The 24,193-nt window shown below is 42.0% G+C and carries 23 protein-coding genes and 1 pseudogene; 18 read left to right on the top strand and 6 right to left on the bottom strand.

Features of this window, described 5'->3' with window-relative positions:
* Window positions 1-4 precede the first annotated feature (4 nt).
* From GUA46_RS10390 to GUA46_RS10360, 7 genes are all read left to right on the top strand, one after another.
* A complete protein-coding gene (locus GUA46_RS10390; RefSeq protein ID WP_176620429.1) occupies window positions 5-541 on the top strand; it encodes a DUF5712 family protein in 537 nt (178 codons plus the stop codon).
* Between the two features lie 642 nt (window positions 542-1,183).
* Window positions 1,184-4,672 carry a PAS domain S-box protein gene (locus tag GUA46_RS10385; protein ID WP_176620428.1) on the top strand — a complete coding sequence of 1,163 codons (3,489 nt, stop codon included), beginning with the start codon at window positions 1,184-1,186 and terminating at the stop codon, window positions 4,670-4,672.
* 191 nt (window positions 4,673-4,863) lie between these two features.
* Window positions 4,864-5,295: a hypothetical protein gene (locus GUA46_RS10380; RefSeq protein ID WP_108244465.1), complete on the top strand. Its 432-nt coding sequence runs from the start codon at window positions 4,864-4,866 to the stop codon at window positions 5,293-5,295.
* A complete protein-coding gene (locus GUA46_RS10375) occupies window positions 5,283-5,696 on the top strand; it encodes a DUF7793 family protein (protein ID WP_176620427.1) in 414 nt (137 codons plus the stop codon). Before GUA46_RS10380 ends, GUA46_RS10375 begins: the two co-directional genes overlap by 13 nt.
* Window positions 5,697-5,702: 6 nt before the next feature.
* Window positions 5,703-6,836 carry a PAS domain-containing sensor histidine kinase gene (locus tag GUA46_RS10370; RefSeq protein ID WP_176620426.1) on the top strand — a complete coding sequence of 378 codons (1,134 nt, stop codon included), beginning with the start codon at window positions 5,703-5,705 and terminating at the stop codon, window positions 6,834-6,836.
* On the top strand, window positions 6,827-7,258 hold the full coding sequence (locus GUA46_RS10365) for a response regulator (protein WP_108244468.1): 432 nt from the start codon (window positions 6,827-6,829) through the stop codon (window positions 7,256-7,258). Before GUA46_RS10370 ends, GUA46_RS10365 begins: the two co-directional genes overlap by 10 nt.
* A gap of 233 nt (window positions 7,259-7,491) precedes the next feature.
* Window positions 7,492-7,935: a hypothetical protein gene (locus GUA46_RS10360; protein ID WP_176620425.1), complete on the top strand. Its 444-nt coding sequence runs from the start codon at window positions 7,492-7,494 to the stop codon at window positions 7,933-7,935.
* A gap of 317 nt (window positions 7,936-8,252) precedes the next feature.
* Here GUA46_RS10360 and GUA46_RS16965 read toward each other — a convergent pair.
* Window positions 8,253-8,396: pseudogene (locus tag GUA46_RS16965) on the bottom strand (hypothetical protein); the annotation flags it as partial.
* Between the two features lie 341 nt (window positions 8,397-8,737).
* Window positions 8,738-9,958, bottom strand: a complete 1,221-nt coding sequence (locus GUA46_RS10355; protein ID WP_176620424.1) for a condensation domain-containing protein — start codon at window positions 9,956-9,958, stop codon at window positions 8,738-8,740.
* A 408-nt stretch (window positions 9,959-10,366) separates the two neighbouring features.
* Here GUA46_RS10355 and GUA46_RS10350 point away from each other — a divergent pair, with 408 nt between their 5' ends.
* The 3 genes from GUA46_RS10350 (at window position 10,367) to GUA46_RS10340 (ending at window position 13,217) form a co-directional block, all read left to right on the top strand.
* Window positions 10,367-11,275 carry an alpha/beta fold hydrolase gene (locus GUA46_RS10350; protein ID WP_176620423.1) on the top strand — a complete coding sequence of 303 codons (909 nt, stop codon included), beginning with the start codon at window positions 10,367-10,369 and terminating at the stop codon, window positions 11,273-11,275.
* A 138-nt stretch (window positions 11,276-11,413) separates the two neighbouring features.
* Window positions 11,414-12,271: a helix-turn-helix domain-containing protein gene (locus GUA46_RS10345; protein WP_176620422.1), complete on the top strand. Its 858-nt coding sequence runs from the start codon at window positions 11,414-11,416 to the stop codon at window positions 12,269-12,271.
* Window positions 12,272-12,284: 13 nt separating this feature from the next.
* Window positions 12,285-13,217 (top strand): DMT family transporter, encoded by a 933-nt coding sequence (locus GUA46_RS10340; protein WP_176620421.1) that lies wholly within the window; start codon window positions 12,285-12,287, stop codon window positions 13,215-13,217.
* Between the two features lie 26 nt (window positions 13,218-13,243).
* Here the strand turns inward: GUA46_RS10340 and GUA46_RS10335 are convergent, their stop codons facing one another.
* On the bottom strand, window positions 13,244-13,597 hold the full coding sequence (locus GUA46_RS10335) for a winged helix-turn-helix transcriptional regulator (RefSeq protein WP_262889436.1): 354 nt from the start codon (window positions 13,595-13,597) through the stop codon (window positions 13,244-13,246).
* 153 nt (window positions 13,598-13,750) lie between these two features.
* Here GUA46_RS10335 and GUA46_RS10330 point away from each other — a divergent pair, with 153 nt between their 5' ends.
* From GUA46_RS10330 to GUA46_RS10320, 3 genes are all read left to right on the top strand, one after another.
* On the top strand, window positions 13,751-14,533 hold the full coding sequence (locus tag GUA46_RS10330) for an SDR family oxidoreductase (protein ID WP_176620419.1): 783 nt from the start codon (window positions 13,751-13,753) through the stop codon (window positions 14,531-14,533).
* 52 nt (window positions 14,534-14,585) lie between these two features.
* Complete coding sequence (locus GUA46_RS10325) at window positions 14,586-14,918, top strand: nuclear transport factor 2-like protein (RefSeq protein WP_229418485.1); 333 nt, start codon at window positions 14,586-14,588, stop codon at window positions 14,916-14,918.
* Between the two features lie 92 nt (window positions 14,919-15,010).
* Complete coding sequence (locus GUA46_RS10320; protein ID WP_218109542.1) at window positions 15,011-15,937, top strand: hypothetical protein; 927 nt, start codon at window positions 15,011-15,013, stop codon at window positions 15,935-15,937.
* Window positions 15,938-16,271: 334 nt separating this feature from the next.
* Here GUA46_RS10320 and GUA46_RS10315 read toward each other — a convergent pair whose 3' ends face one another.
* A complete protein-coding gene (locus GUA46_RS10315; RefSeq protein ID WP_176620418.1) occupies window positions 16,272-16,622 on the bottom strand; it encodes a winged helix-turn-helix transcriptional regulator in 351 nt (116 codons plus the stop codon).
* A gap of 92 nt (window positions 16,623-16,714) precedes the next feature.
* Between GUA46_RS10315 and GUA46_RS10310 the strand changes: the two genes are divergently transcribed.
* Complete coding sequence (locus tag GUA46_RS10310; RefSeq protein WP_176620417.1) at window positions 16,715-17,101, top strand: DoxX family protein; 387 nt, start codon at window positions 16,715-16,717, stop codon at window positions 17,099-17,101.
* Between the two features lie 8 nt (window positions 17,102-17,109).
* The gene (locus GUA46_RS10305; RefSeq protein ID WP_176620416.1) at window positions 17,110-17,715 is read left to right on the top strand and encodes an FMN-dependent NADH-azoreductase; all 606 of its coding nucleotides are present in this window, start codon (window positions 17,110-17,112) and stop codon (window positions 17,713-17,715) included.
* Between the two features lie 236 nt (window positions 17,716-17,951).
* Here GUA46_RS10305 and GUA46_RS10300 read toward each other — a convergent pair whose 3' ends face one another.
* Window positions 17,952-18,920: a LysR substrate-binding domain-containing protein gene (locus tag GUA46_RS10300; protein WP_176620415.1), complete on the bottom strand. Its 969-nt coding sequence runs from the start codon at window positions 18,918-18,920 to the stop codon at window positions 17,952-17,954.
* Window positions 18,921-19,064: 144 nt separating this feature from the next.
* Here GUA46_RS10300 and GUA46_RS10295 point away from each other — a divergent pair, with 144 nt between their 5' ends.
* The 3 genes from GUA46_RS10295 to pckA all read left to right on the top strand — a co-directional run bounded on the left by GUA46_RS10295 (window position 19,065) and on the right by pckA (window position 22,970).
* Window positions 19,065-20,054, top strand: coding sequence for an alpha/beta hydrolase (locus GUA46_RS10295; RefSeq protein ID WP_176620414.1), 990 nt, complete (start codon window positions 19,065-19,067; stop codon window positions 20,052-20,054).
* A gap of 122 nt (window positions 20,055-20,176) precedes the next feature.
* The gene (locus tag GUA46_RS10290) at window positions 20,177-20,650 is read left to right on the top strand and encodes a Dps family protein (RefSeq protein WP_176620413.1); all 474 of its coding nucleotides are present in this window, start codon (window positions 20,177-20,179) and stop codon (window positions 20,648-20,650) included.
* 703 nt (window positions 20,651-21,353) lie between these two features.
* Complete coding sequence (pckA, locus tag GUA46_RS10285) at window positions 21,354-22,970, top strand: phosphoenolpyruvate carboxykinase (ATP) (protein WP_176620412.1); 1,617 nt, start codon at window positions 21,354-21,356, stop codon at window positions 22,968-22,970.
* 9 nt (window positions 22,971-22,979) lie between these two features.
* On the opposite strand, the gene GUA46_RS10280 is transcribed toward pckA, so the two are convergent.
* Window positions 22,980-24,137: a hypothetical protein gene (locus GUA46_RS10280; RefSeq protein WP_176620411.1), complete on the bottom strand. Its 1,158-nt coding sequence runs from the start codon at window positions 24,135-24,137 to the stop codon at window positions 22,980-22,982.
* Window positions 24,138-24,193 lie beyond the last annotated feature (56 nt).

The following is a 24,193-nucleotide window of genomic DNA, read 5'->3' as shown; positions in this document are numbered from 1 at the left end:
GGCCATGTACCTTACCATCTCGGCACAGAATTTGGGCAAGAACTATTCGCAAAGCTCGGCAGATTTCGTGAAGTATCTGGAAAAGGAAAACGAGGACAGATTGCCCGAACAAAGGGAGGAATTCTTTGACCAAGAGAACGACAGCGTAAGTCCTGAAAAGGTCGTTGAAGAAATCGATGCCAATACGGCCAAACAGAGGCAGAAAGACCCGGAATTCTATTCCATAGTGGTCAGTCCCAACCAAAGGGAGCTTAAGGCCATAGGCAATGATCCAAATCTGCTAAGGGAATATACAAGGAAACTCATGGAGGACTATGCCAAGAGTTTCCATCGCAACCAAGAGGTCAAGGCCCCCAGTATACCGACAAATAAAGTACAGATGGCGGCCAAGATCATCAAAGCCCTTGGAAGAGGTATCAATAAGGCAAGAGGGCAAGAGGCACAGGAGAGGACATGGGTTACTGAAATCCAAAAAGTAGGTTGCGCCATACCGGTTTTTTGCTTTGCGCTTATCTACCGGAACACTACAAAAACCCGATAGGATCCTTGCGCAAAAGTTGGGGTAAGAATTTGGGACGCTTGCAGCACTTCACTGCGTTCCGTTCGCCTTTGGTAAGGACATTTATAAAGAGATTTGATTTAAAGTATTATGCTATTTCTTGTCCAATAGCTTTTCCAGGTAAGTCACCTTATCTTTTTCAGCCTGAACAAGACGCTCATATAGTTCAATTACCATGTCCAATGGATTAAATTTGGCTAAAAAATTGATTGCATAGATTGTAGAACTATCATTATTAGTAAAGTATTTGATATAATTTTTAGGACGGTTTCTTCCGAAAAATTCTCAATGCCTTCTTTGGTGATGCCCAAAACCCGCACAATTTCTTCTTAAAAGTAGGTGTTTGGGAATTGACCGCCAATTTCCTAATGAATTGGAAGTGAGCAAAATTTTTAGTAATTTAAATTGTTAAAATTGGCAGAATCAATTTTGAAGACAATCTTTTATTTTATTGTGGGTATTGTACTCGCTTTAAAGTATTGCAAATTCCCCCGAAAATATATAAGTTAACGTGAAATATCGCACAATGGTTCTGTGTTGGGTATCATTGATTTATTTATGGAAAACACTGACAAAGTTTTAATAAGATCACTAAAAGTTGATCTTGGTTTTTCTGATATTTTTATGGAATCCATTAAGGATGGTTTGCTTATTGCCAATTCCAAGGGAAGAATCATAATGGTTAATACCGCTCTCAGTGAATTGACAGGTTTTCAAAGCAATGAACTATTGGGCGCTGAAGCCCCTTTCCCTTTTTGGCCAGAGGAATTAAAAAAAGATTTCACCAACGGCTTTAAAAAAACTCTAAAAGAAGGCCTCACTGGTGAACATGAGACTTTGCACATGCGAAAAGATGGAAGCCACTTTCCCGTATCCATTTTCTCGTCAAGTATCAAGGACAAAAAAGGAAAGATCATTGCCCATTTGGGCTTATTGAGGGATATTTCAAATGGAAAAGTTGATATGGTCCGGAATGGTTCTGTAAACCAGGATATATTTTCCGTATTGAACTACAGAAGGAAGTATAACAGTCTTTTGGAAGAAAAAAACCTGGTTTCTCAACTGGATTTTACCTTGAACAATATTAGTGATGGTATTATATCCTTGGATACGGATTGGTACTACACGTATGCAAATAAAAATGCAGCTGCCATTATGGGCAGGACACCAGAGGACTTAATAGGGAAACATATTTGGACAGAGTTCCCCGATATTGTTGAGACCCCATTTTATAACTTGGCCTTAAAGGCTCTTGAAACTCAGCAAAAACAAGAGTCTGAACATTTTTATGCTCCTTTTGGAAAATGGTTTGAGAATAGATTCTATCCTTCAAAAGAAGGACTCACGATCTTTTTTTCTGATGTCTCGGAAAGAAAAATGGCGGAAGATCTTTTGGTAGAGAACAAGAAATACTTGGACAATATTATAAATAATATTGGCGACCCCATTTTTGTAAAAGATGACCAAAGCAAGGTATTGTTGGCAAATGATGCTTTTTGCACCATCTTCGGTTTGTCCCGAAAGGATATTTTGGGCAAGACACTGGCCGAAGATGTGACACCAGAAGAAAGGGAAAGTTTTTTGAAAATCGATAGGGAAGTCATTAAAACTGGCGTTGAAAATGTGAATGAGGAAACCCTAACGGTCAGAAGAGGGGAAAAAAGGGTGATTTCAACCAAAAAAACCAGATTTGTTGATGAAAAAGGGAACAAATTTTTGATTGGGATCATTAGGGATATCACAGAACGCAAAAATGCGGAACTAGAGGTAAAGGCTGCCAAGGAATATTCAGAAGGACTGATAGAATCCATGCATGAAGGCCTTGTTGTATTCAACTTGGAGACCGAAATAACAAGTGTAAATCCCTCGTTTTGCAAAATGTCGGGCTTTTCAGAAGAAGAGTTGATCGGGAAACAATGCCCATACCCTTTTTCACCTCCAGAAATTGAGGATGAGTCCAATTTGCGGCATGAAAAAATTGAAAGGGGAGAACAACTGGACAATTTTGAGACTATCTATATGCGCAAGGATGGGAGTCGGTTTAATGTAGACGTAATGATTTCCCTGATGCGAGACCCAAATGGAGCAGTCAATTCTTATTTTGCGACGGTCATTGACACTACCGAACGCAAAAAAGCCGAACTGGATTTAAAATTGGCCAAAGAGTTTACGGATAAACTCGTCATGTCCATGCAGGAGGGACTTATCATTGTTGATCTAAATGGTGAGATTATTTTGGTAAATGATTCCACCTGTAGCATTCTTGGTTATTCCAAAGAAGAGCTCATAGGGCTCAATTTGCCTTATCCCTTCGTCAAACCAGAAGACTTTGAGGCAATAGCCAAGACCAATCAAAAGGTAGCAAGGGGTGAAGCCCCTTCGTTCCAATTTGAATTCATTCGGAAGAATGGTGAAAAGTTTTTGGCAACTTTTCTAACGGGAAATATAACCAATGATAAAGGTGAGGTAATAGCGCTTTTCGGAACCATGAAGGATATATCTGAAGAGGTAAAGGCAAAAGCGGCCTTGGAGGAAAGTGCCCTAAAGTCCTCGGAGAAAAAGGATGTTATTCTTAAATTGGCGGGTCTTGTCGGTAAAAATTTTAAACGCTCCCTAAATCAAATCACAGAATTGGCTGCTATAACTTTAAATGTTGGTCGTGTAAGTATTTGGAGCTTTAATACCGATAAAAATGAGATTTACTGTGAAAACCTCTATAATCTTGATCAAGATATCCACTTGCATGGAATGCTGCTTCAGAAAGAGGATAACCCTAGTTATTTTGAGGCCTTGAACAAGAATCAAACAGTAAAGGTAAAAGATGCCCAACTCAATAATGTCACAAAACCGTTTGCAAAAGATTACTTGGTCCCCAATAACATACAATCCCTTATGGATGTCTTTATTAATAGTACAAACGGTTATTATGGAATTATTTGCTTTGAGCATGTAGGGGACAGTACGAGAGATTGGACAGCGGATGAACAGGAATTTGCCACTTCCATTGCAAACATTGTTTCTTTAATGGTAGAGAGTCATGAACGTAAGGTAGCCGAGGACAAACTTGTTGTTTCAAACCAGGAATTGTCCAAGGCAAATGCAGAATTGAATGTTCTAAGAGATCAATTGGAACAGGAAAACACCTATCTTAGAAATGAGCTCGACCTAGTGTTCAATTTTGAGGAAATGGTGTACGGGAGTGCACAGTTCAGTGATGTACTCAGTGAAGTGGAGAAAGTGGCTGCCACCAATGCGACCGTATTGTTGTTGGGAGAGTCCGGAACAGGTAAGGAACTATTGGCTAGGGCGGTACATAATATCAGCGCTAGGAGCAGCAAACCTTTGATCAAAGTAAATTGTTCGGCCATACCACGTGAACTCATAGAAAGTGAGCTGTTTGGGCACAAAAAGGGTTCTTTTACTGGTGCATTCAGCGACAAGGTCGGAAAATTTGAGTTGGCCGATGGCGGTACCTTGTTTTTGGATGAAATAGGGGAGTTGCCCTTGGACATGCAACCAAAAATTTTACGTTTCTTACAAGAGGGAGAGATTGAGGTAGTTGGCGGAATGGGCACAAAGAAATTGGACGTCAGGGTCATTGCCGCAACCAATAGGAATCTCAAAGAAGAAATAGAAAAGAAAAGATTTCGTGAAGATCTGTATTTCAGGCTTAATGTTTTTCCTATAGAAATTCCCCCTTTACGAAAACGGAAAGAGGATATTCCATTATTGGTGGAACATTTTGTGGACAAGTTCAACAAGGAATATGCAAAGCATATTAAATATGTATCGGACGAGGCCATGGAGAAACTAAGGTCCTATGATTGGCCCGGAAATATCAGGGAATTGGAAAATTTGATAGAAAGGGCCTCTATTCTGTCCAATGGGGAAACATTGGTGATTCCCGGTTTTGAATCCGAGGTGCAAAAGTCCAAAATGCCGATTAAATCCAAGAATCTATCATTGGATACTATCCAACGCAACCATATCGTCAGCGTTTTGGAAAAATGTAAATGGAAAATTTCAGGACCTGATAGTGCATCCACACTACTCGATGTAAAACCAAGTACTCTACGCGATAAAATGTCCAAATTAGGCATTAAAAAGAAATAAATATCCACGGAATACCGTTAAGTAGGGTATTTCTTACTATTCAAAAAACGGTATACCGTGACCTTTTTTGATGGACTAAAATTCCTGTATTAATTTTAAAGTACTAAATATCAATTAGTTAAAATTCATTTTACTAACCTGTAATTGATTTGGCACGGCCATTGTCTTGTTTTTTACAAATGATTTAAAACATGACTGAGATTGATGGAGTTGTATTCTGGATAGATTCTAATATCATTCATTGTACAGTAGGTAAAGAGCACCAAGGTAGAATTTTGGAGGATAATGTCGCTAAAATTTTTGCAAGTGGAATTTCAACTTTATCTAACGGTAGATACCTCCCCCTGTTGATTGATTTGAGAGAAGTTGGAATTTTTGATGCCTTTAGGCTGTTTGCCATTTTGTCCCCTCCATCATTGTTGGATTTTTCAGTTTTGTCCACATCATTTTTGGTCAGATCCAATGCTTTGAGGATAATGTTGTCGGTGTATTGCGTTGCAACCGGAAATGCTTTTTGGAACACCTTGCACAACAACCCCAAAGTGGCATTGAACCAATGCTTTGGCAGGTTCAAAATGGCTTGTATGGATAATCGGAGAATGGTTGGGGCATGGAAGAGATGATTATCCATAAACATGCTACTTTTTGGACCAAGGGTAATGGGATCCTATTTGGAAAGGTACGCAATTTGAATTCCCGGCATCAGCTGGATTTCAGGACTGCTCAACTGTATCTTGAAACAATTGCGGAATTGTCCAGTGGGACTCCCATGCCTTTTTTGATCGACCTTCGTGACGTTAAAGGCACATTCTCCAGTGAGGCTGGTCAATTGTTGGCAAAAAGCTTCAACAAACTATCCAATATCGTCTATGAGGTCTATGTTGTAAACTCTCTCCCGATCAACCTATTGGTGCAATCTTACAAAAGGATCTATCATACAAAAACGCCCTATGTCATATTTGATGATATATCCAAGGCTCAAGAGTATTGCCTAAAACATAAAATAAAAGAAAACAAAAAGTAGATATCCATGGCTGCACAATCACACCCCGTGAAAAATGAGACAATTGATGATGCACTTCTGTATAGGAATATTTATGATTCCATGAATATAGCAGTTGTTATAGTTACGGATGCCAATGGTAAGATTTTAAAGTGGAACAAAGGTGCGGAGAACACATTTGGATATTGCGAGGACGAGATATTGGGTCGGCCATATTCGCTTTTAATGGATAGAAAATATGGAAAACTGGGTTTTTCGGAATTTGTGAAACGCGCAAAAAGTAATGAAGATCTTAAGAAAAATAAACTACTTCAATTTAAGTGCCTGCATAAATCAGGGAGGAAGTTCCCTGTTGAGTTTGTTATGAGTAAGCTCAATTCTAATGGGAAGAACCTTTATGCCCTGAAAATGCTGGACATCACAAAGAGAATTGAGGTACAAAATAGACTGAAACAGGAAACCAAAGAACTGGAATTGTTTCTGTATCGCTCTGCCCACGACCTCAATGCACCATTTTCATCTGCACAAGGGTTGATCAATTTAATGAGGGATGAGTATTCCATTGAAAAAATGAAAACACTCTTAGGGATGCTAGAGAGCACTATAAGCTGTGCCAAGGTAATGTCGGAAGGGCTAGCCAAGGCCTCATTGGTATCTGAGAAGGTAAAAAGCTCAAAACCAATTGATTTTGAAATACTTGTGGGGCATGTGCTGACTTCGCTCAAGAGGTGTCACAACTTTGACCAGATAAAATTCAATGTGGACATAAAAGTTGCCCATGAGTATGTTTCCAATCCGGACTTAATTTTTGCCGTATTCCAGAATTTGATAAAAAATTCGATAAAATATTCATTGCCCAGAACAAAAGACCATACGCCATTTATTGAGATAAAGGTGTCGGAATTGAGTGATAGGACAGAAATCATGGTATGTGACAATGGCAAAGGAATACGGAGAGAAAATCTGGGACGGATATTCGATATGTATTATAGGGCTGAGGTTGAGGAATTTTCGGGGTCGAACGGATTGGGACTGTACATAGTCAAAAGAATTGTGGAGAATCTAAATGGAACCATTGATGTTGAGAGTAGGGTAAAGGTAGGTGCCTGCTTCCATATAATTCTTCCAAAAAACATTAAAACAAGTGAATCATGGGAGTAAACTTTATGTTGATCGATGATAATGGGATTGATTTGTTCGTCAATCAAAAATTCATTGAAAAGGTAGTTGACGATGCTGAAATCCTCACTTTCATCAGGGCAGCAAAGGCAATCGATTTTTTAACCACGTTGAAGAATCAACAAACGGCCGATTTTCTGTTCACCCCAGATATCATTTTGTTGGACATCAATATGCCGGAAATGGGCGGATTTGAATTTTTGGATGCTTATAGTGCCATGGAAAAAACGTGTTTTAGGAACACAAAAATTTATATGCTCTCCTCTTCAACATGTCTTATGGATAGGATTGATGCAGATAGACACAGTGCATGTGAGGGATTTATCAGTAAACCTCTCTCGTGTGAGAAGATAGCAAAGATTTTAAAGCAGCGGGAACTTGCCGCTAAACCAAACCATTTCTAAAAATAAATGTTTTTATGAAATTCATTGATGGTCTTCTTTTAACATTGGTTTTTCTTATGTGGCTCACTGTTACTATACATGTGACCGATCTGCAAAACGTGCACAGTTCGGCCAAAGGGCAAATTTTACGAACTGATTTTATACTTGTGCCCATTTGTATTTCAGTGACCATTTATATTTTTTGGAACATCTTTAAACAGAATAGAAAGTAATAACCGGTAATATTACCAAGGATGAAATGTGTAGAATTAAACAAGAAGGGGCAATTTGAACTTTGGAACAAAACAAGACTTACGGAACTTCGCCAGCTACAGACATGCGAGGATTTTAGCGAATATTGCCTATATCAGACCAAGAATGTCAAAATGGGTTTGATTTTACTCGAACCTTACGAGCGCACACCATTTCGGTTGATTAAAAATAATTTTAAATTGATTTGCTTGTCGGGGGGGGATGCTATCACGAGATTTTCACATGGGGGCATCTCACTTTTGATGTTTGAAAGAGGAGAATATGTTTCCTATAATGTACACAAGAAAACAATGATCAATGACCTACAAAACATAGGCAAGAATTTGTTGGTTATGGCCTTGATCGAATATAAGGGTATGTTTTCAAAAGATGGTGGTTTCCCTTCATCCCTCCAAGTGGAAATCCCAATTTTTAGTGGATATTGAATTTTGTAGGGGGAAATTTATATGAAATTAAGAATTTTTAAGCTTCAACAATAACCATTTGCTTTTTTTGGTTATAGGTCGATGTTACAATCTTGCTCTGCCACCTTTTCTGTTTGGATTTAGTCACATTCGTACTATATGAAATTCGATTAATGGTGGGATTGAAATTAAATTTTTTAAAGCCACCCCATTCTTACTTATTAAACTGATTACAGTACTTTTATTGTCAAATGGATCTCATTGTCATGATAAATGTGTAATAAGGTGTTTAGGTTCTGAAATTTCAGTGATTGCTTGTGATTTACAATAACATACAATCATATGAGTGGTTCGGTCATTCCGAAAAAAAGCACTAGTTTTATAATGCCTTTTTTATTACAGATTAACCTTTCTCGATTCAGCATCCTAAATTCATTGGGTGTGTAGCCTACTTTTTTCTTAAACAAGCGACTAAAGTGTTGGGGACGTTTTCAACAAGTTCATAAAAGTCTTCTCTGGATACCATGAGCAATTTGGTGGGATCAATGGCTTGGATATATTCGAACAACGCCCCCGCCCAGCTTTCAAAGTCAAAGCTTTTTTACGGTTACTCGCCAAACTTATTTCAATGTATAAAATATTAATTGTAATGGTATTGTCTTTATGGTGTTTAATGAGATTCCAGTTGGTGTCAAAAGAAATGAACTGAATGTGGGGACATCATAGATGAGTTGAAAAAGAAATACTTTTTTTCAATTTTAGAATACAATTTAAAATTATAGTTCAGGGACCCTTATGTTCCAGAGTCCCCGAACTTTTATAATTAAACGCTGTGGCATGCCCTGGTCAAGATATTTTCCATTTCCAGAAGCAGCCCTTCTATGGGGGTGTCACTTGTGTTGGTCAAACAAAGCGAACCATTGCTGGTAATGGCACCAATAGTTTGCTCCATGCCCTTGCCGGAACGAACCATGGGTCCATAGAGGGTTTTGAGCTTGAGTGACCCAAAATCAGTTCTGTATTTGATCAAACCCAAATTGGTGACCATGATTTCTTGATTAAAGGCCTCCTTCAAAACTTCGATGATTTTATTGAGATCAGTTGTGTTGTAGGTCAGATCCCGAAAGAAATTGATATAATTTTTTACATGCTCCTTGGTATCTGTCCCTGCTAGGCCCGCCTTGGCGAATCGTGCCAATTGCCAAAATGAAAATTCTTGGTCACCTTCAAAATAGACAGGATGCGTCGTAATATTGAGTCCATAATTATCATCCAGTTGTAGTGCCTTCCTTGAACAGATGGGAGAAATCAATTCTATTTTTTTCTCTGCCCATTCCTTTCTCATGGCTCTACAGGCAATGAGAGCGGCAGCGCATAATGCCCCATGTACCGTTGTATACTCCTCCCTTGACCTTTCAAGTAGGTTGTTGGTCAATTCTTTTGAAAGTCGGTGGCTTGAAATTTTTGGTGCAAAGCCTTTATTGACTTTCACCAAAGGCTGAGTCCGCTGCGAACTTGGTGAAACCTTATCCTCAGGGAGTCCCAGGGTCTCGTCATTGGATTCTTGGGCTTGCATGGGGTCTAATTCCTTTCCGCTTACGGCCGTTAGGATATCCCTGAACAGATAGGTCATGGACGTGCCGTCAGATTGGGAGTGGTGCCCCGTAAGTATCAGTACCGTGTCTTGGGGCCTTTGGATCAGTACCGCCCGTAAAAGGGCTTCCTTTTCGGTATTGAAGCGGGTCGACAATTCTTTTTCAACTTCTTGCTCCCATCGGTAATCTTGGTCAACTTCAAGTACCCTTAATGGTATGGGCAAAAAGGAGGCATGTTTGAAAACGGGTCTGGAATAGGCATCCATGACAATTCTGACCGAAAGGTTGGGATGTCTTAACTGTGCTTTGTTTAAGGCCTTTCGCCATTCTGAAACAGGTTTGTGTCCTTCAATTTCCCCAGCAATGGCAAAATCTTTGGAATCGATAAGATCCAAAAGCCAAAAGGTTTTCTCAAATGCACCTAAGGTGCGATTTTGCTTATTTCTCATACAATATTTATTTAGGGCACAAATTTGCGATAGCGGACCAGGCCAATAAATGGAGAAAAGGCACTATATCTAGTAGATTTTTCCCAATTGAACTTAGACATTGCGGTTGTATGGTAGAAGAGGGTATGGCAAACCTAGGGATGGCGAATGGTAAAAGGTTTACTCGTGAGGTTGATTCTTGGGATGTACTGCTTTTTTAAGAATTGGTAAATCAATCGCAATCCATCTTAATGCCAACTGGGTTCAATGGGTACTGTCCATTTTTGGCTTTACAAGGCCTGGAAATTGTGATTTTTTCCTTCAAGGGAAAAATATACAATATCTATCCACCATTGTCCATTTTCTTGCGACGGCTTCTGTTTCATCTTTGCAGTGTAAAATTTATATGAACCATTAAAAATCAATAAGATGAAAACAATTTTTGCAACTACCGTTTTATTTGTATCCATATTGTCTAACCATAATGTCTTTGGACAAGGGAAAAGAGTACCAGTTTCGCTGGGGAGGGAAACCTACATTGAAGTTGAGAAGGGCGTCAAGCTCCATGTCACCGATATAGGTGAGGGAAAGCCTATTGTATTGATTCATGGATGGCCTTTAAGCGATGCCATGTACGAATACCAATATCAGTATCTTTCCAGAAATGGATTCCGTGTGATCGGGATTACCCTCAGGGGATTTGGGCAATCGGATAGACCTTATGGCAGATATGACTTTGATGTATTCTCCGATGATATCAAAGTAGTTTTGGAAAAACTCAAGATCAAGGATGCCACTTTGGGAGGCTTTTCCATGGGTGGGGCCGTGGTGACCCACTATGTGACCAAGTATAATTCCGCCCATGTCAGTAAATTAGCTTTGTTTGCAGCCGCTGCCCCCTCTTGGATACAACGGGATGAATATCCATACGGTCTTACCAAAGAAGATGCGGATGGCCTGATTTATACCACGATGACTGCTCGTCAGGACCTTATTGCAAGCTTTGGTGCAGGATTTCCAGCCAAGGAGGGCAATATTTCAAAAAATGTGGAAAAATGGTTGGAAGACATCAACTTACAAGCATGGCCCTATGCCGTTACCCAATCCATCACCGCTTTGCGTGATCTTGACCTCCGCGACCAATTGAAGATCATCGATATTCCCGTGGCTATATTCCATGGCACCCAAGACAAATTATGTCCCATTGAATTTTCTGAGGAACTACACAAAGGTATCAGGGATTCCTATATCGTTAAGTTCGAGAACAGTGGACATGCGCTCTTCGTGGAAGAAGCTGAGAAGTTCAACAAAGAATTGGAAAAATTTGCCAATCAGTAAAGTCTGGACATTGGCAGGATGCTTTGGCATGCTGCCAATGTTGCTTATTTACAGTTCACTACAATTGTGGTGGAGTTGGCGAATAACCCTGTAAATGTCCTTAAAATTTGTACGTTTATCCTTTATATCCCAAAAAAAATGAAAACCGAACAGTTGTTTCAAAGTGAATTGAAGACCCTTGGGCTTCTGCCCATTGACAACAAAAGTGTCCAAAATATCAACGATGAGGTCTATACGGAATATATAAAAGTATTGTTTCTCCCTTCCGGTTATCAATTACAAGTAGATTTAACATCATATACCATCGATCGGCCTTCTTTGTTGTTCGTGAGCCCCGATCAGCATCTGCACATTGAGCAAATAGGTAAGGAACCTGGATATTTGATTTTTTACAACCGGGATTTTTACTGTATCCAGATCCATGACGAAGAGGTCGCTTGCGACGGACTTTTGTTCAATAATATCCACAATATGCCCATTGTGCGGTTGGAAGCGGATGAGCTTCCTTTTTTCGACCATATATTTGGACAGATTGCAACGGAGTTTGCGGTTCAGGACCCCTCTCTTGAGGAAATGATCCGGACCTATCTAAAACAACTTTTTATTAAATCTTCCCGCCTTTGGAAGAAGCAGAATCTGGACAGGGCCCTGTCGGAACACCAGAACGATCTCGAGTTTTTTAGAAAATTCACGATGTTGGTGGAAACACATTACAAACAAAAGCACAATGTGGCCGACTATGCTGAAATATTGGGACTCGCACCCAAAACGATTACCCATAAGTTTAAAAGGTTAAAGCTGCCGCTGCCCAACGATGTGATCAAGAACAGGATCGTGCTGGAGGCCAAGAGAATGCTGGCCTATACGGAGCTTACTTCAAAGGAGATAGGATACATTTTGGGGTATGAGGACCCCGCCTATTTCAGTCGATTGTTCCTGCAAAAAGCGGGCGAGACCCCATCGAATTTCAGGACCAAATTCCTTTCCAAGAACTAATAGCATTTACATCATGGACAATAATTCATACAAGGCCCTAGTGCTAGGGCTTCTGGCATCCCTATTTTTTGCCATCACCTTTATCGTGAACCGTTTGATGTCCCTTGGAGGGGGCAGTTGGATTTGGAGTGCGTCATTGCGCTTTTTTTGGATGCTCCCTTTTTTCCTGCTGATTGTACTGTCCCGAAGGAACTTTGGTGCACTGTGGGTCGAAATGAAGAAAAACAAGCTGAAATGGATACTCTGGAGCACCGTGGGCTTTGGCGTGTTCTATGCCCCGTTGACTTTTGCGGCCGCATATAGTCCCTCTTGGCTGGTGGCCAGTACCTGGCAATTTACCATTGTTGCCGGGATCCTCTTGGCCCCACTGATCCATAGGTCGGGAAGGCCCACGGAAGGAAGTCTGCTCCCTTCCCTCTTGTTTTCCGCGATAATCATATGTGGAATTGTGGTCATGCAGCTCAATGAGGCAGAATCCCTAACATTGGACCACATGGCATTGGGTACTTTGCCCGTGCTTTTGGCAGCATGTGCATATCCCTTGGGCAACCGGAAAACGATGATGTTCACCGGGGGAAGGTTGGACGTTTACCAAAGGATACTCGGTATGTTGATCGGTAGTTTGCCATTTTGGCTCTTATTGAGCGGTTATGATCTTCTTGTGGAGCATTCATTGCCCGGGAAGGAACAATACATCCAGACTTTGATCGTGGCCCTGACATCGGGGGTAGTGGCCACTTCACTCTTCTTTTTGGCGACAGACAAGGTGCGCCATGACGAGAAATCATTGGCCATGGTGGAGGCCACGCAATCCACTGAGGTCATGTTCGCCCTTATGGGGGAAATGGTTTTGCTCAATGCTCCAATCCCTAGTAATTATGCTATGGGAGGGATGGTATTGATCATTGTGGGCATGGTCTTGCACAGTACCAAGCGAAAGCGTTGAATGATCATGTGGCACGTAGTTGTTGGTCACTCCGTATCGGGATTGGTCAATCGTTTCATGATCACCTCCCGCAAACGCTCAGCATTGTCGTCGCCCCAATGCCCTATGGCCCCGATCACTGGGATCAGGCTCTTGCCAAAGTCGGTAAGACTGTATTCCACCTTAGGAGGGACCACCGGATAGATCTTTCGGGTGACCAGTTCGTGCTCCTCCAGTTCCTTCAATTGAATGTTCAGGACCCTGCGGGAGGCATCCGGTATTTTACGCTGCAGTTCACTCGGTCTTTGATGCCCTTCATTAATGAACCAAAGAAGGCGCATCTTCCATTTGCCGTAGAGGACCTCGCCGATCAAGTCGAGCCCACAATTTAAATTGGGCATTATTTTTCTTTCATACATGATACAAAAATAAACCTATGTTCCATTTTGGACAATAGGGGAAAAATTTATCCCTATATGAATCGTAAGTCCGTACTTGTGGGAAAGTATCATACGGCAGAAATTTGTACCAAACAATTTCAAGTAGATTAGAAAATGGATTATCAGAATGAACTGGCAGGCCAAGTTGCGTTGGTGACGGGAGGAACAAAAGGAACGGGAAGGGCCATAGCTGAACGCTTGAACAGTGCTGGTGCAACGGTGATCGTGACCGCCAGAAGCCACCCAGAATCCCTGGCCGATGGGATACAATTCATTCCATCGGACCTCAGTACCAAGGAGGGGACTTCCAAAGTGGCATCCGAGGTGTTGAACCGTTTTGGGAAGATTGATATTTTGGTCAATAACCTTGGTGGATCGGATACCCCGGGCGGCGGATTTTCCGTGCTGACCAACGAGGATTGGGAATCGACCCTCCAGACCAATCTGTTGGCCCCTGTTCGATTGGACAGGGCCATCCTGCCCCAAATGCTGGAAAGAAAAAGCGGGGTGATCATTCACATTGGGTCGATCCAAGCGAAATTGCCCTTACACGACTCCACCTTGCCCTATGCGGCGGCCAAAGCTGGTTTGGTCAATTACAGCAAAGGTTTGGCGAAGGAGGTTTCCCCAAAAGGGGTGAGGGTACTGACCGTTTCGCCGGGCTGGATCATGACCGCGGCATCCAAAAGGATGATGGAACGCATTTCGGAAAGTTCCAACATTTCCGTTGAAGCGGCGGAGCAGACCGTGATGGACGCCTTGGGCGGAATACCCTATGGAAGACCTGCTAGGCCCGAAGAGGTGGCCGAACTGGTAGGGTTCCTTGTATCTCCAAGAGCAGGTTATTTGACAGGTACGGAATACGTGATCGATGGCGGCACCATCCCCACCATTTAAGCATACCCATTTTGTGGGCAACTACATTTTAGAAATTGAAAAAACATAAGACATGAAAACAATGAATCTACCAAAAGTAATTACGGATTTAATCACGGCACAGGACAAGTTTGATAGTGCTGCCTATGCCGATTGTTTTACTGAAAAAGCAAGGGTGTTTGACGAGGGAAAGGACCATGTCGGAAAAGTTGAGATTGAAAATTGGAATGCCGAAACCAATGCAAAGTACAATACAGTGGTAAAACCCTTAAACTATGAAGAACATGGGAAGTTGGGGATTCTTACCGCAGAAAGTTCCGGCACCTTTCCTGGCAGTCCTATTGTTTTGAGGCATAATTTTGAATTCGAGGACGGATTGATCAAGTCCTTGAGAATTACCCTTTAGTAGACCTGTCGGTCGTTATTTTGATGGCCCGGGTCAATCTTGGTTTTGGAAATACATCACAGCTATGGGCATCCATGGTTTAACTTAATAAGATGAAGATGAAAGGTAAGCTGTTCAAAGTGTTTTTGTTGGTTGTTTTGGGTTCATCCGTCCAAGCCCAGACCTCTGGGAGAACTGATGGTCCCAAGGATGTTTGGTTGTTTGAAAGGGTCCAACCTGCACCTGAAAGTGTGCTTGGCAAGTTTCGGGATGCCGGGATGGACCCGGTGAACCATGAATTGACGGCCAAGGAGAAGGATTTGTTCCAGATGAGCTTTTCACTTTTGCCACCTTCCCATCAAAGGGTACTAAAAGAGCACCTGCATAGCTTTAGTTTTATGGACAATATGCCCAATACGGCCCTTACTTCAACCTTGGACTCAACACTAGAAGGGAAAAAGTTCAATATCACCTTCAGGGCCGGTATTTTTAATGAAACTGTTTCTGAATGGGCGACATGGAAAGAGAACCTATGTTATATGACTTCGGAGGGCGATGGATATGAAGTACGTGTCGAGGCCGGTGACATGAACGCCATGGTCTATGTATTGCTCCACGAGGCCACACATATCATGGATGTGGTCATGGAAATCACACCCCAAACCGAAGAAGAAGTCTCTTTGGCCGTTACCCCATTTACCCAAGATGTGTGGAGTGGCCGTAATCTACCTTTAAAGATATATGCGGATACCCTGCTGGAGAGCACTAGGTTCAGGGGCGGCAAACCCCTCCCCATTGTTCAGGCTCATGAAGTGTACAATGCGTTAAAGCAAACACCCTTCGCCTCTCTTTATGGTATGGCTTCCTGGAGTGAGGATCTTGCGGAACTGGTGTCCATATACCATTTTACGAAGAAATTGAAACAGTCCTATAGGGTATTGGTGACCAAAGACGGTAAGACATTGTTCCATTTTGAACCTATGAAAAATAAACGGATCAAGAGCCGTTTGGAGCAGCTCGAAATGTTTTATGAGGGGTAGCTGATACAATCTTAATTTTTCAGATAGAGGAAGGGTTAAAAACAGAGTCAATAGGTTTTAAAAATGAAATGTTGTTCTGTCCTTATTGAAGGGATTTGATTGATATTAATCCTAATTCATAATTTGATGGTTGCATCTGATATACCTGTTTTTGAACCCAACAATGGCTTATTGGAAGCAATAAGGACACAAAGCAGATAGTGTGCTCTCATATTTTTTGTTGGAAGAGGATGAATCCGGAGAAAAGTTGCGTTCGGTTTATAATTTAAATGGAAGAGGTTCTTTTTTTGGGGACAGTTTACAGTCGCTACCGACAAAGCTGTGGTGTATACCCTTAAGATCGTTCACGTCTTATTTTCTCACGGTGCATCTCGCCCCAATCACTCAAAGCCGCCAATACCCCATCCAAGGTATCACAGTAAGGAGCGGCGTAATATTCCACCTGCACCGGTGGTCCGGTATCCACGTTGCGATGGATGAACCCGTTCAGTTCCAAATCCTTCAGTTCCAAGGACAGCATCCTTGCAGATATTCCAATGGCCCGCTGAATCTCGTTGAAGCGTGAATTACCTTCCTTGACCGCAAGGATGATTTTTAGTTTCCATTTCCCGCCAATGGCATAAAGGGCATCATCAATGCCATTGAGTTTTCGTTGACAGGCCTCCTTTGAGATGGTATTTTCCATAATCCACTAACAAAAATGTAACTACTAACATTTGGTATACTGCTAACATATGTATAGCTGATGTGACTAATTTAGCCAAATAAAATGAAATCATGAGAAAATATTTAAAAGTTACTTTTTGGGTCATTACCGGTGCAATAGGCATTATGATGTTGTTTTCTGCATATTCTTATCTCGGGAATCCAGAGATGGAGCAGGCTTTCAAACATCTTGGCTTTCCCTCTTATTTTAGAGTGGAACTGGCCATTGCCAAAATGATCGGTGCTGTTCTACTGCTTGTACCAGTAAAGGGCAGGATAAAGGACTGGGTTTATGCAGGCTTTGCTTTCACCTTTGTTTCTGCCGCCTTGGCACACATTTCGGTGGGGGACCCGATTGCTGTATGGATTGCCCCATTGGTGTTCTTGGGCCTACTTACTATCTCCTATGCCCTATTTGTTAAAGGGGAACACCACATGAATAAATCGAACAATCAATAAATCCAAATATGAAAAGAGTATTGCATATTAAGTCAAGTATCAACGGGAATGAATCCTATAGTGCAAGATTGGGTTGTGCACTGGTACATAAGCTAAGAAACCTTTATACGGACATGTATGTGGTGACGAAGGATTTGTCCGAAGAGGATTTCCCGCATTTGGGAGGGGATACCTTTGCGGCTTTTTTTGTGCCCAAAGAAGAGTTGACGCCGGATCAGGAACATTTATTACGGATATCCGACAAGGCGATACAGCAAGTGATGGAAGCCGATATCCTGATCATTGATGCCCCCATGTACAATTTTGGAATACCGTCCCAACTGAAAGCGTGGCTGGATCAGATCAGTCGTGCCGGTGTTACCTTCGAATATGGAAAGGATGGTCCTAAAGGCCTCATACAAAACACCAAGGCTTATATTGCGATGGCTTCTGGGGGGGTATATTCAGAAGGTGCGGCCAAACAAATGGATTTTGTTTCCCCATACCTTCGGACCATACTTGGTTTTTTAGGCATTACGGATGTTGATTTGGTCAGGGTAGAGGGTACAGCTATGAAGAAACTCCAAAAGCAATCCATAGAAACGGCCCTTGACCAGCTTCAATGGACAGATTAACTGGCCAAAATACAACGGTGGCAACCAAAACCTAATACTTGGACCTTGAAGGACAGCGTAGATGTAATACCTTGGTATGGGGTTTGCTCTCCCCAGACCTTGGTTTCCCCATTTTCCCCACAAATCGAAATTGTCCTTCGAGTTTGTCGTCCTACATTTACCCAATATCCCCTTTGACAATTTCTTCGTTATCAAAAGGAATGGGGAACTTAAAGTTCTCGATTGGAGCCGGCACTTTATTTGGCCAATTTTTTTGAGAAATAAGGGGAATCGTCCCATCTTATTTTCCGATACGTTGTCATGGATTTTAGAGCATCGGGAAGACTTTCCCATATCGCTTGGCTCATTTTTTCAACCAATAGTTTTTTGGAGAAGGTGTCCGAAGTCACCAGACTGATTTCCCGTGCGGGCTGAGGTATCGCAAATGGGATGCTGCTCGCTTTTGTTTGAGTGGTTTCGACCCATGTGGACAACCAGGGAACAATGGCAAAGCCAAACCCTTGCCGCACCATGTTCTTGAGTGTTTCAATCGAATTGATTTCATAGGAAAAATTGAGATGGGCATTGGAAGTGTCCAAGCTGCAGATGTCCAACAGTTGGGAGTTATAGCAGAATTCACCTTCCAAGATCAACAAATTATCCCTGTCATGATTATCAAGTTCGTAGGTGCTTTGCGTGGCTTTCTGATGGTGGATGGGCAGATAGGCCATGAAAGGCTCGTTGAAGATGGGGAACTCCCTTAAGTTGGAATTGCCAGTGGGCGTGGCCATCAAAGCGACATCCAATTCCCCGGTTTCCAATGTATTCATAAGGCCCACGGTTGAATCTTCTGAAATAATGAACTGGATATCCGGCAAGGTTTTTTGGAACTCTCTCAGACAAAGGGGTATCAAGTAGGGGGACAAAGTGGATACCACACCTAAGCGAACCTTACCTGTCAATATATTCTTTTGTTCGATGATAAAATCCCGGACCGTGTCTACTTCACGCAGAATCTTTTTGGCTTTTTCAACTATCTCTAGGCCAAGTGGGGTTGGTTCGAGGGGAATCTTAGATCGATCAAAGATCTTGATGCCGATTTCCTCTTCCAATTTTTTCAACTGAATGGTCAGACCAGGTTGGGTAACCAAGCATTTTTCTGCGGCCCTTGCAAAATGTCGTTCTTTTTCAAGGGTCACAATGTATCGGAGCTGTTGTATAGTCATACTTATAAGTAAAAGTAATTAATTTATAAAATTATTAATTTGATTTATATACGCCAAATAATAAATCTTTGTGCCATCAAAATGAAATAACCTTTAAAAAGAATCACAATGAAAACAATTTTTAAAACTTTAATTCTAACAGTTATGAGTACAACAGTTAATGCACAGGTACAAGATTATGCCACAGATGCACATCTTGATCAAGGCGTAAAGGATTTTTTAACCGTATTGAACACTTCTGGTGGACCAGGTCTGGAAACCCTTTCCAAAGAAGATGCCCGTCAGGTTTTGGTAGGGGCACAAGAAGCTTTTGAAGTCGATCTTAGCGGCATCGATGAATCCGAAAAGACCATCCATGCCGATGGGTATGATGTAAAATTGAATATTGTCCGCCCAAGTGGCGTGAAAGGGGAACTTCCCGTATTCGTATTCATCCATGGCGGGGGTTGGATCTTGGGAGACTATCCTACCCACAAGAGATTGGTCAGAGACCTAGTGGTTCGCTCCGGATACGTTGGGGTCTTCGTAAATTATACCCCTTCTCCAGAAGCCCAATTTCCAGTGGCCATCAATGAAATCTATGCAGCAACCAAGTGGGTGGCCGAGCATGGCAAGGAAATCAATGTGGATGGATCTCGTTTGGCCGTTGTCGGAAACAGTGTTGGAGGTAACATGACCGCAGTAACGGCCCTAAAGGCCAAAGCAGAAAATGGACCCAAAATCAAAGCACAAATCCTTTTGTGGCCCGTAACCGATGCCACGTTTAGCCAAGAGTCCTACCAAAAATTTGCCAGCGATAGGTTCTTGACCGTACCCATTATGAAATGGATGTGGGACCAATATACCACCGATCCCAAAGAAAGGAAGTCTATCTATGCCTCACCACTGCAAGCCAGTATCGAGGAATTGAAAGGATTGCCCCCTGCAATAATCATGGTTGCTGAGAACGATATCCTTAGGGATGAGGGTGAAGCCTATGGCCGTAAGTTGGACCAAGCAGGTGTAGAAGTAACCACGGTTCGTTATAATGGTACCATTCATGACTTTGGATTGTTGAACGCTTTGGCCGATCAACCCTCTACAAAGGCCATGTTAGATCACGCCGCTGCCGAACTGAAAAAATATTTGAAATAACAATGCATAATAGATGTTGGTTGTGGTTTTGATCGATAGGGGCTGGAGTATGGATTCCGGCCCTTATGTTTTTTAACTACTACAACTCAAAAGAAGAATTAGCAATCTATAAAAAGTAAATCATGGATTATTTAAATTACATAGGTCTTGAAAGGGACAAATCTCATCATATTGCCGAAAAACTTAATGCACTATTGGCGAACTACCAGGTTTTTTATTTGAACGCAAGGGGATTCCATTGGAACATCAAGGGCGATAAGTTTTTTGAACTACATGCCAAATTTGAAGAATTGTATACCGATTCATTGGTGAAAATTGATGAGATAGCAGAACGTGTGCTCACATTGGGGAAACAACCATTGCACAGTTTTTCAGATTATGTGGAAGTAGCCCAGATATCCGAACATAAAAATGTTCAGGATGAAGGAACCGCCGTGCGTATCATTTTGGAATCTTTCAGGATTCTGCTGCTTCAGGAAAGGGAGTTATTGGTCTTGGCGGATGAGGCCCAAGATGAAGGAACCAATTCCTTGATGAGCGATTATATTCGTGAACAGGAAAAGTTGGTTTGGATGTACGCTGCCTTTTTGGGATGATACGAGTCTATTAGGAACGATTTTAGGGCATATTTCTTTGATTAAAGAACCTAAGAAATTATGTATTAATACAGAAAATAATGTATCTGAAATAGCTTATGAATTTGGTTTTGAGGGTCTATCTTTCCAATAATCATTTGATATGTCAACTGATTCAATAGAGAAGGATATGGGAACGGGTATCTTTTCATCAAGAAAGGATTGTCAATGGGCAATGTTTTCTTACTATAATGTTAATTCCAAGAATTTCAAATCTTAGTCTAGCAGTAAATATTTTTCAACATAGAGTTTATTGCATGTTTTTTGTAATAAACACATCAAAAATGTGTTCAAAAGTTGTTTTTTGTTTCCGTGTTCTTAACGGGAATACATTCAAGATTACAGGGTTAAAACAATGATTTTCAACAACATAAGATTTCGTTGAAGATACAGTCATCCCGACACCATAAACGAATGTTTTAAAAGCACTGTCAACCATTTGATAGTGCTTTTTTGATTTTAGTGTATACCTTAAATTCATTTAAATAGAACCCAATATAATAATGATTAATATGAGGTTGTAATTGAATACTGTTTAAGTGGAAAGCAGCGACGCCAATTGATATGAAAATCGTTAAAAATTAGTAAACGTTGTTAAACTCTTACTACCTGCCATTTTTTTGATATTCTTGAAAGCATATATAAATCAACAGAACAAGAAATCATGTCCGTATCACCTTCCGCCGACGTTATTGCGTCGCTTCAAAAATTAAACCTTAACTCCAACAACATCAATTACCAATTGACCCCAGAAGAGCTTCAGGAAATCACGGTCGACAATGGAACGGGCCGTGAGGCCTCCTCCGGTGCCTTGGCGGTCAATACCGGGGAGTTTACGGGCCGGTCACCCAAGGACCGTTTCATCGTGAAGGATGATATCACCAAGGACAAGGTCTGGTGGGGGGACATCAATATCCCCTTTGACAGTGAAAAGTTCGATGCATTGTTCGATAAGGTCATCGCCTACCTGAACACCAAAGAGCTGTATGTTCGAGATGCGTACGCCTGTGCCGATACGGACTACCGTTTGAACATACGTGTGATCAACGAGTACCCATGGTCCAACATGTTCGCCTATAATATGTTCCTCAGGCCCACTGAGGAGGAATTGGAGGATTTCGATGCGGAGTGGACCGTGGTCAACGCGCCCGGTTTTATGGCCGACCCAAAGCAGGACGGTACCAGGCAGCACAACTTTGCGATACTGAACTTTGACAGGAAGATTGCCCTTATCGGTGGTACGGGCTATACCGGGGAGATCAAGAAAGGGATATTCTCCGCGCTGAACTTCATCCTTCCCGTATACAAGGACACGTTGCCCATGCACTGTTCCGCCAATGTGGGGGAATCTGGGGACACGGCGATATTCTTTGGACTATCCGGAACGGGGAAGACGACCCTCTCCACGGACCCTGACAGAAAACTGATAGGGGACGACGAGCATGGTTGGACCCCCGATAACACGGTGTTCAATTTCGAGGGAGGTTGCTATGCCAAGGTGATCGATCTATCAAAGGAGAAGGAACCGGAGATCTACGGTGCCATCAAAAAGGGCGCTATTTTGGAGAACGTGGTGATGGACGACAACGGCGAGGTCGATTTTACAGATACGTCGGTTACCCAGAACACCAGGGTGAGCTATCCGATACACCATATCGATAACATCCAGTGGCCATCGATAGGGAATAACGTAAAGAACATCTTTTTCCTTACGGCCGATGCCTTTGGGGTATTGCCTCCGATCTCGAAACTGACCCCTGCACAGGCCGCCTATCACTTTATATCGGGCTATACGGCCAAGGTAGCGGGAACGGAAGCTGGTGTTGTGGAGCCACAGCTCTCTTTTTCGGCATGCTTCGGGGCGCCGTTCATGCCATTGCACCCGGCCAGGTATGCGGAGATGCTGAGCAAGAAGATGAAGGAATCCGGAGTGGACGTATGGTTGGTGAACACGGGCTGGACCGGTGGTCCCTACGGAGTGGGCACGCGCATGGAGCTGAAGTACACCAGGGCAATGATCAGCGCCGCATTGAACGGGGAGCTGGGACTGTACAATTATGAGAAGTACCACATCCACTCGGTCTTTGGGGTGGCCCAGCCACGGGAATGCCCGGGAGTTCCGACCAAGGTGCTCAGCCCAAGGGCTACATGGAACGATGACGGGGCGTACTACAAAACGGCCTTTAAGCTCACCAATGCCTTTAGGGAAAACTTTAAAAAGTTCGAGGAGCACGCCAGTGAGGAAATCCGAAGGGGAGGACCACAGCGGTACGCATTCTAAATCTTTGGTCTATCTACAGAAGGTACTAATGTATTGATCTGTGAAAATGTAAGATTTGTTATAGTCAACAAGAAATCTCCCGGTGCTGAACTGGCAGTCAAAACTTAGGACATCTCCCTCTTTGATTTGGTTAAAATCCACATTGGGCGCCATCGTCGGATTACACGTAATGGGTTTTGAAAAGTCATCCAATAGATTTTTGGCTATGGAGTTGGTCTCGCTTTTTAGTTCGTTCAATAACTTTGCAGATACGGCCTCTTTTTCCAGAACTTCTTGAGGGACAAACTCAATGTCACGTCCAATAGCCTTGCCGGAACGCTGTATTTGTTCACCATCAATACTGAACTCGGTTTTGAAAAAGGTATGCACATAGGCAATTTTTACGTAATTGGGGTCATCTTCAAAGTTGGAGTTCATGTAGGATGAAATCAATTTGGGATTGGCGTCCTTGGTTAAAAATGAATCGATGGGAACCTCGCGTTTATCATACCAAATCTCATGCTTTTGATATTCATATCCTTCGAAAGATTCTCCGCGATCATCCCTTTCATCCATACACCGAGCATACATGACCACTTCTTTTGCCACATAATGAAATCCGTTTCTTTCCCTAAAAAAAGGAATCTTATATTCTTCTTTGAGCTTCCATTTACCTTGATATTTGTAACAAGGGTAGTAACAATCTTCTGGTAGTTCTTTTAGTCGAACATAGGGTTTTACGTAATTATTTTCAAAACCCCACCGTAACATTTCATATCGGGTCTCCTCGGATAGTTCCTCCGTTTGGTCAATTGTTTCGTTGGAGCGTGTTATCATGTAGGTGGCTAGGATGCAAGCTAATAGTAAAAGCCCGATGCCGAAAAGGTATTTCTTATTGCTGAAAAAGGAATCGCTAGGCTTTTCACCTAACTTCTTCACCTTACCGCGAAGCTCATTTACGTCCAAAAGACGCTGAACATTTCGTAGGGCCCGGGTGAGCTCACCTTCCGATGCTGTATTGTTTATTAATCTAGAGAATTGCGAATCACTATAAAATAGGTCACGTGCAATCTTTGAATTGCTTGTGGATTCGAATTTGTTCGTGTTCGGATCGTATTTGCCATAATGGCGTTCTAGTTTTGAGATAAATTCCGCATGAATTTTATTTATCTCGTCTTCTGTATGCATGTAAGTCGGTTAAAAATTGATAAAAATTGATAAAAGTTATTAAAGTGACAATATAA

Origin of the sequence: Flagellimonas chongwuensis, assembly GCF_013376415.1 — a bacterium.
GTDB lineage: Bacteria > Bacteroidota > Bacteroidia > Flavobacteriales > Flavobacteriaceae > Flagellimonas > Flagellimonas chongwuensis.
Note: the sequence above shows the minus strand (reverse complement) of the source record. Positions and strands in the feature narration are given on the sequence as shown.

Bases quoted from the DNA above. Each gene is read 5' to 3' on its own strand.
- GUA46_RS10375 (WP_176620427.1), top strand. From the start codon at position 5,283: ATGGAAGAGATGATTATCCATAAACATGCTACTTTTTGGACCAAGGGT.
- GUA46_RS10370 (WP_176620426.1), top strand. From the start codon at position 5,703: ATGGCTGCACAATCACACCCCGTGAAAAATGAGACAATTGATGATGCA.
- GUA46_RS10330 (WP_176620419.1), top strand. From the start codon at position 13,751: ATGGATTATCAGAATGAACTGGCAGGCCAAGTTGCGTTGGTGACGGGA.
- GUA46_RS10290 (WP_176620413.1), top strand. From the start codon at position 20,177: ATGGATTATTTAAATTACATAGGTCTTGAAAGGGACAAATCTCATCAT.
- GUA46_RS10360 (WP_176620425.1), top strand. From the start codon at position 7,492: ATGAAATGTGTAGAATTAAACAAGAAGGGGCAATTTGAACTTTGGAAC.
- pckA (WP_176620412.1), top strand. From the start codon at position 21,354: ATGTCCGTATCACCTTCCGCCGACGTTATTGCGTCGCTTCAAAAATTA.
- GUA46_RS10315 (WP_176620418.1), bottom strand. From the start codon at position 16,622: ATGGAAAATACCATCTCAAAGGAGGCCTGTCAACGAAAACTCAATGGC.
- GUA46_RS10295 (WP_176620414.1), top strand. From the start codon at position 19,065: ATGAGTACAACAGTTAATGCACAGGTACAAGATTATGCCACAGATGCA.
- GUA46_RS10390 (WP_176620429.1), top strand. From the start codon at position 5: ATGTACCTTACCATCTCGGCACAGAATTTGGGCAAGAACTATTCGCAA.
- GUA46_RS10385 (WP_176620428.1), top strand. From the start codon at position 1,184: ATGGAATCCATTAAGGATGGTTTGCTTATTGCCAATTCCAAGGGAAGA.
- GUA46_RS10325 (WP_229418485.1), top strand. From the start codon at position 14,586: ATGAAAACAATGAATCTACCAAAAGTAATTACGGATTTAATCACGGCA.
- GUA46_RS10310 (WP_176620417.1), top strand. From the start codon at position 16,715: ATGAGAAAATATTTAAAAGTTACTTTTTGGGTCATTACCGGTGCAATA.
- GUA46_RS10305 (WP_176620416.1), top strand. From the start codon at position 17,110: ATGAAAAGAGTATTGCATATTAAGTCAAGTATCAACGGGAATGAATCC.
- GUA46_RS10320 (WP_218109542.1), top strand. From the start codon at position 15,011: ATGAAGATGAAAGGTAAGCTGTTCAAAGTGTTTTTGTTGGTTGTTTTG.
- GUA46_RS10350 (WP_176620423.1), top strand. From the start codon at position 10,367: ATGAAAACAATTTTTGCAACTACCGTTTTATTTGTATCCATATTGTCT.
- GUA46_RS10345 (WP_176620422.1), top strand. From the start codon at position 11,414: ATGAAAACCGAACAGTTGTTTCAAAGTGAATTGAAGACCCTTGGGCTT.
- GUA46_RS10380 (WP_108244465.1), top strand. From the start codon at position 4,864: ATGACTGAGATTGATGGAGTTGTATTCTGGATAGATTCTAATATCATT.
- GUA46_RS10355 (WP_176620424.1), bottom strand. From the start codon at position 9,958: ATGAGAAATAAGCAAAATCGCACCTTAGGTGCATTTGAGAAAACCTTT.
- GUA46_RS10335 (WP_262889436.1), bottom strand. From the start codon at position 13,597: ATGCCCAATTTAAATTGTGGGCTCGACTTGATCGGCGAGGTCCTCTAC.
- GUA46_RS10365 (WP_108244468.1), top strand. From the start codon at position 6,827: ATGGGAGTAAACTTTATGTTGATCGATGATAATGGGATTGATTTGTTC.
- GUA46_RS10300 (WP_176620415.1), bottom strand. From the start codon at position 18,920: ATGACTATACAACAGCTCCGATACATTGTGACCCTTGAAAAAGAACGA.
- GUA46_RS10340 (WP_176620421.1), top strand. From the start codon at position 12,285: ATGGACAATAATTCATACAAGGCCCTAGTGCTAGGGCTTCTGGCATCC.
- GUA46_RS10280 (WP_176620411.1), bottom strand. From the start codon at position 24,137: ATGCATACAGAAGACGAGATAAATAAAATTCATGCGGAATTTATCTCA.